At 45.4% G+C, this 12,890-nt stretch carries 15 protein-coding genes; 14 read left to right on the top strand and 1 reads right to left on the bottom strand.

The features are described 5' to 3' along the window. Nucleotides 1–2: 2 nt before the first annotated feature. From NSQ37_RS17660 to fni, 13 genes are all read left to right on the top strand, one after another. Complete coding sequence (locus tag NSQ37_RS17660) at nucleotides 3–461, top strand: YpbF family protein (RefSeq protein ID WP_007409443.1); 459 nt, start codon at nucleotides 3–5, stop codon at nucleotides 459–461. Between the two features lie 86 nt (nucleotides 462–547). Beyond that, the gene (locus NSQ37_RS17655) at nucleotides 548–1,336 is read left to right on the top strand and encodes a metallophosphoesterase (RefSeq protein ID WP_025284937.1); all 789 of its coding nucleotides are present in this window, start codon (nucleotides 548–550) and stop codon (nucleotides 1,334–1,336) included. 151 nt (nucleotides 1,337–1,487) lie between these two features. Next, on the top strand, nucleotides 1,488–2,072 hold the full coding sequence (locus NSQ37_RS17650; protein ID WP_003153412.1) for a genetic competence negative regulator: 585 nt from the start codon (nucleotides 1,488–1,490) through the stop codon (nucleotides 2,070–2,072). A 160-nt stretch (nucleotides 2,073–2,232) separates the two neighbouring features. After that, a complete protein-coding gene (gene gudB, locus NSQ37_RS17645) occupies nucleotides 2,233–3,507 on the top strand; it encodes an NAD-specific glutamate dehydrogenase (protein ID WP_003153413.1) in 1,275 nt (424 codons plus the stop codon). A 105-nt stretch (nucleotides 3,508–3,612) separates the two neighbouring features. Then, the gene (locus tag NSQ37_RS17640) at nucleotides 3,613–4,596 is read left to right on the top strand and encodes a YpdA family putative bacillithiol disulfide reductase (RefSeq protein WP_012117874.1); all 984 of its coding nucleotides are present in this window, start codon (nucleotides 3,613–3,615) and stop codon (nucleotides 4,594–4,596) included. A 96-nt stretch (nucleotides 4,597–4,692) separates the two neighbouring features. Next, nucleotides 4,693–5,349, top strand: coding sequence for a glutamic-type intramembrane protease PrsW (gene prsW / locus NSQ37_RS17635; protein WP_003153415.1), 657 nt, complete (start codon nucleotides 4,693–4,695; stop codon nucleotides 5,347–5,349). A gap of 130 nt (nucleotides 5,350–5,479) precedes the next feature. Further along, a complete protein-coding gene (sleB, locus tag NSQ37_RS17630; RefSeq protein WP_007409447.1) occupies nucleotides 5,480–6,349 on the top strand; it encodes a spore cortex-lytic enzyme in 870 nt (289 codons plus the stop codon). Nucleotides 6,350–6,373: 24 nt separating this feature from the next. Beyond that, nucleotides 6,374–7,723, top strand: coding sequence for a germination protein YpeB (gene ypeB / locus NSQ37_RS17625; protein ID WP_007409448.1), 1,350 nt, complete (start codon nucleotides 6,374–6,376; stop codon nucleotides 7,721–7,723). Nucleotides 7,724–7,811: 88 nt separating this feature from the next. Continuing rightward, nucleotides 7,812–8,468: a flagellar brake protein gene (locus tag NSQ37_RS17620; protein WP_007409449.1), complete on the top strand. Its 657-nt coding sequence runs from the start codon at nucleotides 7,812–7,814 to the stop codon at nucleotides 8,466–8,468. Nucleotides 8,469–8,514: 46 nt separating this feature from the next. Continuing rightward, nucleotides 8,515–8,691: a YpfB family protein gene (locus NSQ37_RS17615; protein ID WP_003153420.1), complete on the top strand. Its 177-nt coding sequence runs from the start codon at nucleotides 8,515–8,517 to the stop codon at nucleotides 8,689–8,691. Between the two features lie 78 nt (nucleotides 8,692–8,769). Beyond that, nucleotides 8,770–9,444 (top strand): (d)CMP kinase, encoded by a 675-nt coding sequence (gene cmk, locus NSQ37_RS17610; RefSeq protein WP_015240110.1) that lies wholly within the window; start codon nucleotides 8,770–8,772, stop codon nucleotides 9,442–9,444. Nucleotides 9,445–9,671: 227 nt separating this feature from the next. After that, on the top strand, nucleotides 9,672–10,820 hold the full coding sequence (gene rpsA, locus NSQ37_RS17605; RefSeq protein ID WP_003153426.1) for a 30S ribosomal protein S1: 1,149 nt from the start codon (nucleotides 9,672–9,674) through the stop codon (nucleotides 10,818–10,820). Between the two features lie 14 nt (nucleotides 10,821–10,834). Then, nucleotides 10,835–11,884 (top strand): type 2 isopentenyl-diphosphate Delta-isomerase, encoded by a 1,050-nt coding sequence (fni, locus tag NSQ37_RS17600; protein WP_032866317.1) that lies wholly within the window; start codon nucleotides 10,835–10,837, stop codon nucleotides 11,882–11,884. A gap of 34 nt (nucleotides 11,885–11,918) precedes the next feature. Here the strand turns inward: fni and NSQ37_RS17595 are convergent, their stop codons facing one another. After that, entirely contained in the window at nucleotides 11,919–12,050 is a 132-nt protein-coding gene (locus NSQ37_RS17595; protein WP_003153429.1) for a YpzI family protein, read from the bottom strand. A 76-nt stretch (nucleotides 12,051–12,126) separates the two neighbouring features. Here NSQ37_RS17595 and NSQ37_RS17590 point away from each other — a divergent pair, with 76 nt between their 5' ends. Continuing rightward, nucleotides 12,127–12,729 carry a YphA family membrane protein gene (locus NSQ37_RS17590; protein WP_025284933.1) on the top strand — a complete coding sequence of 201 codons (603 nt, stop codon included), beginning with the start codon at nucleotides 12,127–12,129 and terminating at the stop codon, nucleotides 12,727–12,729. Nucleotides 12,730–12,890 lie beyond the last annotated feature (161 nt).

The following is a 12,890-nucleotide window of genomic DNA, read 5'->3' as shown; positions in this document are numbered from 1 at the left end:
GCATGGATTCTTTATGGAAGCAATTAGACCGATTTGCTGACGGACCGACGAAACAAATGCTTCAGGCGCTGGTGAAACGGAAATTAAAATACGAAAATTATGCCGCACAATGCCGAAGATGGCAGTGGGCGTCCCTCGTTTGTTTTTCCCTGATGTGCATACTGCTGATGTTTAAAAGCTTTAATGCCCCCCAAGCCTCTCCGCAGCTGATTCTGCAGGAAATATTAGGCCATACGGTTTACTTGTGCTGGATTATGGCTTCCGCTTTTGCGTATTGCACTTCTTATTATTTCAAAAAAAAGGAAGAAAAAGCTGAGGGTGAATTTCATAAACTGAGATGTGAAATTATCCAAAAAAGCACGGATTTATGGCCCCAGCCTGAAAAATGGAGGGCGAGAGAATCTGTTTTTCACTTGATGAAACATCGGTATGATATCAATCTTTATTTTGAAAGCAAATAAAATGAGGCGTTTTCCGGAAAGGATAGAAACGTCTTTTTTTGTTTGTCCGTCTAATATAAGACAATGACAGAATGGAGAGTGCGTTTATGAAGCTTACAGCGGGAATTCTCGGCTCATTGGCGGGAGCGGCTGCGGTTATGGCGGCCGTTATGTACAAAACGGCAAACGGCAGCCATCTGAAAACACATACATTTACGCTTGATAAAATGAAGGGGATGAAGCCGCTCACCATCTTTTTTATATCTGACGTGCACCGCCGTTTAATTGATGAAAAGCTTCTCCGCGAAGCGGCAGGTTATAAGCCGGATGCCGTTTTGCTCGGCGGTGATATGGCGGAGGGCGGAGTTCCTTACGCCAGAATTGAAGAAAACATCAAACGTCTGACGGCTCTCGCGCCTGTCATGTATGTGTGGGGAAATAACGATTACGAGGTCAGCCAGCAAAAACTGCTCTCTCTTTTACGGGCATACAAAGTGATCCCACTGAGAAATGAATCGGTTCAGTTTGCTTATAAAGGGGAAACCGTTACGATCTGCGGCGTGGATGATATCAGGATGATGATGGATGATTACGATGCTGCAATCAGATATACGGATGCTGACAAAGTAAACCTCCTGCTTTGCCATAACCCGGACATCCATGAGCAGATGAGGGAGTCAGACGGGATTGACGCTGTGTTCAGCGGCCATACGCATGGCGGCCAAATCCGTTTCGGCCGGTTCGGGCCGTACGAATTGGGCGGGACGGGAACGGTAAAAAAAGCGCATTACCTGATCAGCAACGGCTACGGGACGACAAAAGTTCCGCTGAGGCTCGGGGCGAAACCGGAGACGCATATGATTACGCTGTGCGGACCGGATGAGCCGTCTTCCTGAAACAAACCCGGCCGCGGTGATAAAAAACGGCATTCTGCTTGTCTTCCCGCTGTACACGGTGTAAACTGATAACAAATTAAGAACCTATGACTCATTTATTCATATACTGTGTTATATGATTTGTGTGCAAGAAGAGGCAGGAGGGAACATTATGCGGCTTGAGCGTCTGAACTATAATAAGATTAAAATCTTTTTAACCCTCGACGATCTGACTGATCGGGGACTGACAAAAGAAGACCTCTGGAAGGACTCGTTTAAAGTCCACCAGTTATTTAAAGATATGATGAATGAAGCAAATACAGAGCTCGGCTTTGAAGCGAATGGTCCGATCGCGGTGGAAGTATATTCTCTTCAGGCACAAGGCATGGTTGTGATTGTAACGAAAAATCATGACGCGGACGCAGAAGATGACGAATATGACGATGATTATATCGAGATGCAGGTCAAACTTGACGAAAGCCCGGATATTATTTATCAGTTCCATTCGTTTGAAGATATCATTCAGCTTGCCGGAAGCCTTCACCGAATCGGGATTACCGGCGGCACCGTCTACCACTATGAGAACCAATACTATGTAAGCCTTGAAGACCTCGGCTCCCGTTCCGCCGAAGGCGTCATCGCGGTGCTGGCTGAATACGGACACCCGGCGACGATTACGATTTACAGGCTCCATGAGTACGGAAAACTCATCATGGACGGCAATGCTGTGGAGACCATCCAGAAACATTTTTCATAAAAAAGATTTGAAACGGCAGCTGTTTTCAGCGGCCGTCTTTTTTTAAGCGAAATAATGGAAAAATCATTGTCTTTCTTCTATGCACGGAGATATTGAAGGTGTATACTAGTCACTGAAAGGGAGCATGAGAGAAACAGAAGATTTTAGGAGGTTAACTCAAATGGCAGCCGATCGATTCACCGGTCATAATGAAGAAGACAAACATGATGTATTAAAATCAACCCAAACCGTAATACATAAAGCTCTGGAAAAATTGGGGTATCCAGAAGAAGTGTATGAACTGCTGAAAGAGCCGCTCAGATTATTAACGGTTAAAATTCCTGTTCGGATGGATGACGGGTCTGTGAAAATATTTACAGGCTATCGTGCGCAGCACAATGATTCCGTAGGTCCGACAAAAGGCGGCATTCGTTTTCACCCGAATGTAACTGAAAAAGAGGTGAAAGCACTTTCCATCTGGATGAGTTTAAAATGCGGAATTATTGATCTTCCTTATGGCGGTGGTAAAGGCGGAATTGTTTGTGATCCGAGAAATATGTCATTCAGAGAGCTTGAAAGACTGAGCAGGGGATATGTCAGAGCAATCAGTCAGATTGTCGGACCGACTAAAGACGTCCCGGCACCTGACGTATTTACAAACTCACAGATTATGGCTTGGATGATGGATGAATATTCAAGAATTGATGAATTTAACTCACCCGGCTTTATTACGGGAAAACCGCTTGTACTCGGCGGATCCCACGGCAGGGAATCAGCGACGGCAAAAGGCGTCACCATCTGCATAAAAGAAGCGGCCAAGAAAAAAGGTCTCGATATTCAGAACGCGCGCGTCGTCGTACAAGGTTTCGGAAACGCGGGCAGCTATCTGGCCAAGTTTATGCATGACGCCGGCGCGAAAGTTGTCGGAATTTCTGACGCGTACGGAGGCCTTTACGATCCGGACGGTCTTGATATTGATTACCTGCTTGACCGCAGAGACAGCTTCGGAACGGTGACGAAGCTTTTCAATGACACCATTACGAATCAGGAGCTGCTTGAGCTGGACTGTGATATACTTGTCCCGGCGGCGATCGAAAACCAAATTACAGAAGAGAACGCTGACCGCATCAAAGCGAAAATCGTTGTAGAAGCGGCAAACGGACCGACGACACTGGAAGGAACGAAAATCCTGACAGACAAAGGAACGCTGCTGGTTCCCGATGTTCTGGCGAGCGCCGGCGGTGTAACGGTTTCTTATTTCGAATGGGTTCAAAACAACCAAGGCTTCTACTGGAGTGAAGAAGAAGTCGAGGAAAAACTGGAAAATATGATGATAAAATCGTTTAATAATATTTATGAAATGTCCCAAAACCGCCGGATTGACATGAGGCTTGCGGCTTACATGGTCGGCGTGCGGAAAATGGCGGAGGCTTCGCGTTTCAGAGGCTGGATATAAACCAATCGTTTGCATAAACAAAAAAAATCTCCTATGATAATATAGGAGATTTTTTATATGAGTGGAAACTTATGATGGAAATGCCAATCGCAGGAGTTGAAGGACATGACAGAAGAAAAAGCAATTATAATAGGCGGAGGTCCTTGCGGATTATCGGCGGCTATACATCTGAAGCAAATTGGCGTGAACGCGCTTGTGATCGAAAAAGGGAATGTCGTAAACAGCATTTATAACTATCCGACCCACCAAACTTTTTTCAGTTCAAGTGAAAAATTGGAGATCGGCGATGTCGCCTTTATTACGGAAAACAGAAAACCGGTCCGCATACAGGCTCTCTCTTACTACAGAGAGGTTGTCAGAAGAAAAGAGCTGCGCGTAAACGCCTTTGAAACGGTGGAGCGCGTAACGAAACAGGAAGACGGCCGTTTTCTTGTAGAAACATCAAAAGACCGCTACCTCACTCCGTTTTGTATCATTGCGACAGGATATTATGATCATCCGAATTATATGAACATACCGGGTGAAGGGCTTCCTAAGGTATTTCATTACTTTAAAGAAGGCCATCCTTATTTTGATAAAGATGTTGCTGTGATCGGCGGGAAAAACTCAAGTGTGGACGCGGCTTTGGAACTGGTGAAGTCCGGTGCGCGCGTCACGGTGCTCTACAGAGGACATGAGTACTCCCCGAGCATCAAGCCGTGGATTCTGCCTGAGTTTGAGGCCCTCGTCAGAAACGGCACAATCCGGATGGAATTCGGCGCTTGTCTTGAAGAAGTGACGGAAGATGAAATCATTTTCCGCTCCGGCCGAAATGAGACGGTCCGGCTGAAAAACGATTTCGTATTTGCCATGACGGGATACCATCCCGATCACGGTTTCCTCGAAAAAATCGGTGTGCGGATTGATGCGGAATCAGGCCGGCCGTTTTTCCGGGAAGAAACGATGGAAACAAATGTTGACGGTGTTTTTATCGCCGGAGTCATTGCGGCTGGAAATAACGCCAACGAAATTTTTATCGAGAACGGCCGTTTTCACGGCGGCTTGATCGCAAATGAAATATCAAAACGGCTGGGTGCAGAGAGCATATGATCATTCATATGCTCTTTTTTAAAAAAATTGAAAGATGTAAAAATGTGAACAACATGGTACGATAGATATAGGAATATAAAGGAAAGAGGTTGCCTGATGTTTGCAATCATCTCTGCAGGAATTGCTCCCGGCATTGCGCTGTTAAGCTATTTTTATTTAAAAGATCAGTATGACAATGAACCCGTACATATGGTGCTGAGGTCTTTTTTTCTCGGGGTTGTCCTTGTGTTTCCGACCATGTTTATCCAATATGTTCTTGAAAAAGAGCATGTGGGGGGAGGAAGCTTTTTCGTTTCGTTTTTGTCTTCGGGATTTCTGGAAGAATCGGTGAAATGGTTCGTTCTGATGATCAGTGTGTATCCGCATGCTCATTTTGATGAGCATTATGACGGAATCGTTTACGGGGCCAGTGTGTCTTTAGGATTTGCCACGCTTGAAAATATTCTGTATCTATTTGGCCACGGCGTTGAGCATGCTTTCATCAGGGCGCTTCTGCCGGTCTCCTGCCATGCGCTGATCGGAGTGATTATGGGATTTTATCTCGGAAAAGCCCGCTTTTCGCAGAAAAAAGCCCGTGTCAAATGGCTTGTGATTTCGCTGGCCGTGCCTTCATGTCTGCACGGTTCTTACGATTTTATTCTTACCGCCCTCAATCATTGGGTATATTATATGCTGCCGTTTATGCTGTTTTTATGGTGGTTCGGGCTGCGAAAGGCAAAAAAAGCACGCTCCGTCAATATGATCCAAGTGTGAAGAAACCGCGCGTCGCGTGCGGTTTCTTTTTTATGCCTTGACAGGGGATAAGAAGGAAACGTGCATAAAAATAACCTCGTGACAGACAATACGGGTACACTTTAAATTTTGCAGTAGGAGGCTTGAAGAGATGAAGTGCAAAGGAGCCTTTATGGCATGTCTCATTCTATTTTCTTTCGCCGCCGCTTTCTTCGATCATCATGAAACGGTTCATGCGTTTTCAAATCAAGTGATTCAAAGAGGCGCGACGGGTGATGATGTTATAGAATTGCAGGCCCGTCTTCAATATAACGGATTTTATAACGGGAAAATCGATGGTGTTTACGGCTGGACCACATACTGGGCCGTGAGAAATTTTCAGGAGAAATTCGGCATGAAGCCGGTTGACGGCCTCGTCGGCGCGAAAACCAAACAGGTGCTGATTTCTAAATCAAAATATTACCGTGAATATGTAATGGAGCAGATCCAAAAAGGGAATACGTTCACTCATTATGGCAACGTCCCATTGGAAAACCAAACAAAACCGAGAGCCGGAACGCAGAAGCCGGCGGGAACGAATAAGCCTGCTCAAAAGCCGCAAAACAATACAGGCGGTCAGTCAAATCAAAAGCAAAATACGACAGCGGCCAATATGCCTGGCGGTTTCTCAAACAACGACATCAATCTTCTGGCACAGGCTGTGTACGGGGAAGCACGCGGTGAGCCGTTTGAAGGGCAGGTTGCCATCGCCGCGGTTATTTTAAACCGTATTAAAAGCCCGTTATTTCCGAATACGGTGGCCGGCGTCATTTTCGAACCGCTCGCGTTTACCGCCGTTGCCGACGGCCAAATATATATGCAGCCGAATGAAAGAGCAAAAGAAGCGGTTCTTGATGCGATCAACGGCTGGGATCCTTCTGAAAACGCGATTTATTATTTCAATCCTGATACGGCGACAAGCAAATGGATTTGGGGACGTCCGCAGATAAAAAGAATCGGAAAACACATTTTCTGTGAGTAAAAGTACGCAAAATGAGGTGTTAACATGATTAGAGGAATCATTATCGCTGTTCTCGGTGTCGCGATCGCCGCAACCGGATACTGGGGATATAAAGAGCATCAGGAAAAAGATGCGGTCCTTCTGCATGCGGAAAATAATTATCAGAGGGCTTTTCATGAATTGACGTACCATGTTGATCAGCTTCACGACAAAATCGGGACGACGCTTGCAATGAACAGTAAAAAATCTCTGTCTCCGGCGCTCATTGATGTATGGAGAATTACATCTGAAGCACATAACAATGTGAGCCAGCTGCCGCTGACTCTCATGCCTTTTAATAAGACGGAGGAGTTTTTATCCAACATAGGAGATTTCAGCTATAAAACATCCGTCCGGGATTTAGATCAAAAACCGCTTGATAAGAAAGAATATACAACACTGAACAGCCTGTACAAACAGGCGGAGAACATTCAAAACCAGCTCCGCAGCGTTCAGCATCTCGTCATGAGCAAAAATTTACGGTGGATGGATGTTGAGATGGCGCTCGCCTCTGACAAAAAACAAAGCGATAATACGATCGTCGACAGCTTTAAAACAGTCGAAAAAAATGTAGGCGCTTTTTCTGAAGACAGCATCAGCCCCACATTTACGGGAGCAAATACAGAACGAAAAGGTTTTACGCATCTGAAAGGAAAACAAATTACGGAAAAAGAAGCGGTCAAAATCGCACAACGGTTTGCGCCTGATCATAATTATTCAATTAAAGTGGTCAAAAGCGGCAGGAAGACGAATCGGGACGTATACAGCATCCGCATGAAAGACGCGGACAACAAGTCTTTTATCTATATGGATATTACCCAAAAAGGCGGACATCCGGTCTATTTGATTCAAAAACGGGCCGTGAAGAAACAAAAGATCAGCCTCAATGAAGCATCTAACCGGGCCGTCGCGTTTTTAAAGAAAAATGGATATGAAACAAAAGGCCTCGAAATTGATGAAAGCGCGCAATATAATAACATCGGCGTCTTTTCTTTTATCCCCGTGGAGAAAAATGTCCGCATTTATCCGGAAGCCATCCGAATGAAAGTGGCGCTGGATGATGGTGAAGTCGTCGGTTTTTCCGCGCGTGATTACCTGGCCGCACACCGCACGAGAACGATTCCGGCTCCCGCTTTGTCAGCTGATGAAGCGAAAGCGAAGCTGAATAAAAATGTTGAAGTGCGGGAGACCCGGCAGGCGCTGATCACGAATGAACTCGGTCAGGAAGTGCTTTGCTACGAAATGCTTGGGACGATCGGGAAAGACACATATCAAATGTTCATTAATGCGGACGACGGAAAAGAGGAAAAAATAGAAAAGTTAAAAAGTGCAGAACCTATATATAAAGACCTATAAAAAATAAAGGAGGAAAGGACTAAAAGTCTTTTCCTTTTTTTCGTTACATGCTTTAATAAAAGCATAAATAATGAAAGAGTGAAGGCCCATGATAGCTGTCGGAGATTATATTTGGATTGAATACATAGAGAACAATGAGCCCAAAAAAGCGAGGAGCAAAGCAGTAAGCGTTGAAAACGGCGAACTGCACATCTCATATCCCGTCGATTTGGATTCGGGACGGACGGTCTTTTTGCATAAAGGATTGGAAATAACAGCGGAATTTATGGGGAATGGCCACGTGCCGTATCAATTTAAAAGCATAATCAAAGGAAAGAAAAAAGACCCCATCCCGATGATCGGATTGGACATCCCCCCTCAGGAGGAAATGAAGCGGATTCAAAGACGCCGATACGTCCGTGCAGACGCAGTATTGGATGTATCCGTCAAAATGGAAGCGAAAAAAACCGCTTTCCAAACGGTTTCCTCTAATATCAGCGCCGGCGGAATCGCTGTTGTGATGCCTGAGCATATTTCCGCGGAACCAGGTGAAAAGCTGTATGTCTCATTTTCTCTTCCCGGCAAGGAAAATACAGCCGATATTACGGCCGAGGCTGTTACCCAGCGGATTTTTTATGATGAAAAGGCGGATAAACAAAAAATGACGCTTGAATTTGCAGAAATCGATCCCGCATCACAGCAGCTTTTACTCCAATATTGTATGCGCGCGCAGCTTCAGCAGAGAAGAAACAGTCTGTCGGAATAAACAGCAGCGCACTTTTCCATACTAATCCTAATGGAGGTGCGCGTATATGAAAACGTTTGAACGTCTGCTGGTCAAATTGGTCTGTATTCAGCTTATCATTTTGGGCGCGGTGCAATTTTTGCTTCATTATCAGCCTATTGAACCTTATATTTCGAAAGCTGTGAAATATGAGGGAGTTGATAAAATGGAGAAAAAAGAATGGATTGAAACGGTAAAGCGGTAAATCAGCTCAATTTTTTCGCCCCTTTTCCGGCAGTTCATGATACAATCCATAGAGGAGTAAAGAGCAAGGAGAGAGATTATGGACAAGAAATTATCAATTGCGATCGACGGGCCGGCCGCTGCCGGAAAAAGCACCGTTGCTAAAATAGTGGCTGAGAAAAAATCATATGTGTACATTGATACAGGAGCGATGTATCGTGCCATTACATATACGGCGCTCAAGCAGAATGCCGATTTAACTGATGAAGCAGCGCTTACAGAGCTGCTGAAGCGTACGGAAATTGAGCTTGTATCCGCTCCGGAAGGACAAATCGTTCTGGTAAACGGAGAAGATGTGACAGAAGAAATCCGAAAAGACGAAGTCAGCAACCAAGTATCAATCGCCGCCAAGCATAAAGGCGTCAGAGAAGAAATGGTCAAAAGACAGCAGCAGCTCGGACAAAAAGGCGGTGTCGTCATGGACGGCCGTGATATCGGTACTCATGTGCTGCCTGATGCCGAAGTGAAAATTTTTCTGCTCGCGTCTGTAGAGGAAAGAGCGAAGCGCCGATATGAAGAGAATAAGAAAAAAGGCTATGACGTGAATTACGAGACGCTCATTGAAGAAATTTCCAGACGCGACAAACTCGATTCAGAGAGGGAAGTTTCCCCGCTGCGCAAAGCGGAAGACGCGATTGAAATCGATACGACGTCACTCAGCATTGCCGAAGTCGCAGGAAAAATTCTGGAGATCGTCGAACAGAAATCACGTTAACTTCGGGCGGAGCGCTTTATAATTTTTTTCGAAAGACAAGATGTTATTGCTTGACAAACCAGTCCATTTATTAGAAGTTAATACTAATAAAACTTTTTATTGATCATTCAAAATCTTTTTTGGATGATTCTTTAATACATATTCGGCTGAAAAGCGGACATTCACATGTTCAGCTTTCAAACCGTATTAATTAAGCTGTGTAGGTTTGGACCAAGGAGGTTATTCAAATGACAGAGGAAATGAATCAAATTGATGTTCAAGTGCCAGAGGTTGGAGATGTAGTAAAAGGGATTGTGACAAAGGTAGAGGACAAGCATGTAGATGTCGAAATTGTCAATGTCAAACAGTCCGGAATCATTCCAATCAGTGAATTATCAAGTCTTCATGTAGAGAAAGCATCGGATGTCGTAAAAGTTGACGACGAGCTTGACCTGAAAGTAACAAAAGTGGAAGACGATGCTTTGATTTTATCTAAACGTGCCGTTGATGCTGACCGCGCTTGGGAAGACCTTGAAAAAAAATTCGACACAAAAGAAGTGTTTGAAGCTGAAGTGAAAGATGTGGTGAAAGGCGGTCTCGTCGTTGATATCGGCGTTCGCGGCTTCATTCCCGCATCACTTGTCGAAGCTCATTTCGTCGAGGATTTCACTGACTATAAAGGGAAAACCCTCTCTCTTATCGTCGTTGAACTCGACCGTGATAAAAACCGGGTGATTCTGTCACACCGGGCTGTAGTGGAAAAAGAACAGACAGCCAAAAAGCATGATTTTCTCCAAACACTTGAGGTTGGAAGCGTGCTTGAAGGAAAAGTGCAGCGTCTGACTGATTTCGGCGCATTTGTCGACATCGGCGGAATTGACGGGCTTGTTCATATTTCGCAGCTGTCTCATTCACACGTCGAAAAACCGTCTGACGTGGTGGAAGAAGGTCAGGACGTAAAAGTGAAAGTACTGTCCGTAGACCGCGATAACGAACGTATTTCTTTATCTATTAAAGAAACGCTGCCGGGACCTTGGAGCCAGATCGGCGAAAAGGTAAAACAGGGAGATGTGCTTGAAGGAAAAGTGCAGCGCCTTGTAAGCTTCGGCGCCTTCGTTGAAATTCTTCCGGGCGTGGAAGGACTTGTGCACATTTCGCAAATTTCCAATAAACATATCGGAACGCCGCATGAAGTGCTTGAAGAAGGACAGACTGTTAAAGTGAAAGTGCTTGACGTGAACGAAAGCGAAGAGCGCATTTCCTTAAGCATGCGTGAGCTTGAAGAAGCGCCGAAAGCCGATCAGGAGGACTTCCGCCAATACCAGGCGAAAGAAGAGCCGAGCACCGGCTTCCAGCTTGGCGATTTAATCGGAGACAAGCTTAATAAATTAAAATAAATTGGTGATAAAACGTGACACGAGCAGAACGAAAAAGAGAACATATAAATCATGCGCTGTCTACCGGCCAAAACCGGGAAACGGGGCTTGATGATATTACGTTTGTTCATGTCAGCCTACCGAACCTAGCATTGGAAAAAGTGGATATATCAACGAAAATCGGCGGACTCACAAGCAGTTCGCCGATTTTTATCAATGCGATGACAGGCGGCGGCGGACAGCTTACATACGAAATTAACAGATCGCTGGCAATAGCCGCGCGCAAAGCCGGCATGCCGCTGGCTGTCGGTTCGCAAATGTCAGCTTTAAAAGATCCCTCCGAACGGTGTTCTTACGAGATCGTCAGAAAAGAGAATCCGGACGGGCTGATATTTGCCAATTTAGGCAGCGAGGCGGATGCCGAGCAAGCGAAAAGAGCAGTTGATATGATTCAAGCAGATGCCCTCCAGATTCATTTAAATGTGATTCAGGAGATCGTCATGCCAGAGGGTGACAGAAGCTTTACTGGCGCTCTCGGCCGTATTGAGCGGATTGCGGCGGAAGCGGGAGTTCCCGTTTTTGTCAAAGAAGTCGGCTTCGGAATGAGCAGGGAATCGGCACGGCAGTTATTTGATGCTGGCGCAGCAGCAGTTGATGCCGGCGGATACGGCGGTACAAATTTCTCTAAGATTGAAAATATGCGCAGAGAGAAGGAGCTTCATTTTTTTAATACGTGGGGGATTTCCACTGCCGCAAGCTTAGCGGAAATCCACTCGCTCTCCGCTGATCAATCAATTATCGCATCCGGCGGGCTGCAAAGCGCCCTGGATGTCGCCAAATCGATTGCCCTCGGCGCTTCCGGCGCGGGAATGGCGGGCACTTTTCTGAAAGCTCTCACCTCTAAAGGAGAAGAGGGCCTGTTTGACGAGATGACGGCGCTTTTGCAAGAGCTGAAAATGATTATGACCGCCCTCGGATGCCAATCGGTTTCCCAATTGCAAAAGACGCCTTTGGTCATAAAAGGTGACACACATCACTGGCTTTCTGAACGGGGGATTGACACGTCCCGTTTCAGCAGACGTTAAAAGGCATGCGAACCCGCATGCCTTTTTCTGTTTTTTACGATTTTCTTTTTCGGAATTCCCCGTTTTGCTCAAGGCTTGTCGCTCCTTTATGGTGAATCGAATCATCGCGATCAGATTCCACTCGTCGGGAGGCTTTCAGTTTTTTCTCCTGTCTGTCTTTTCCCATCCTTATCCGCTCCTTTCAGGCATAATTGGTTTAAAAAATGCGTTCCCGCTCCATACTGATCAGAGGAGGAGCGATTATGGAACCGTTTTATTATTACTGGTCAATGTGGTTTTTATGGATACTAGCGACTTTTATTTTTGCCAAAACGAAAAGCCGTTTTTACGTATCAGTCTTTATTTTGACTAATATGATGGCAAGCATACATCAGATTACGGCTTATTTTACGCTGAATGCGGCATATGTCATGTTTTTTGCTGCGGCATTTGTTTATGCGGGAAGCCTCGGCATGCATAAACGGCTCCGTAATATTGTGATTCATCTGACGGCGGCTGCGGCGTACAGCTTTATTTTTCTTTTTGCATTATATGATCCTGTTTGGTTTATCATAAAACCTGAATGGGCGGCGGTTATACTGCTTACCGTTATTACGCTTTCCGTTGAGGGGCGGTTCCCTGAGAGGCTTTGTCTTTTTGTTCTCGGCATGTGCCAGGGGGAGCTATTGTATGCTGCGGTCATCCGCAATATTGCGGGTGCTGCAGCCGTCGGGGATTATCAATGGCTTTCAGGCTGTTCGGCGGGAGTGATTCTGCTCGTCGGGCTGACTACATATGAACAGCTTGCGGCGCGCATCAGCCAAAAAAGCAAAAAGCAGGGCAAAGGAGCGACAAAAATGTCTTGAAAACAGACGGAGACTGTTACATGAATGCGAAACATTTTGAAGAATACATTGTGATCTCAGTGAAAACTGATATAATAAATGAGTTAAGCCCTTCTGTTTGAAGGGTTCTTTTCATAGCGAAGATGATTTTTAATAACCGGTTGAACAATTTTTTGTGAAAA

This window comes from Bacillus sp. FSL P4-0334, from assembly GCF_038004825.1.
GTDB lineage: Bacteria > Bacillota > Bacilli > Bacillales > Bacillaceae > Bacillus > Bacillus velezensis.
Note: the sequence above shows the minus strand (reverse complement) of the source record. Positions and strands in the feature narration are given on the sequence as shown.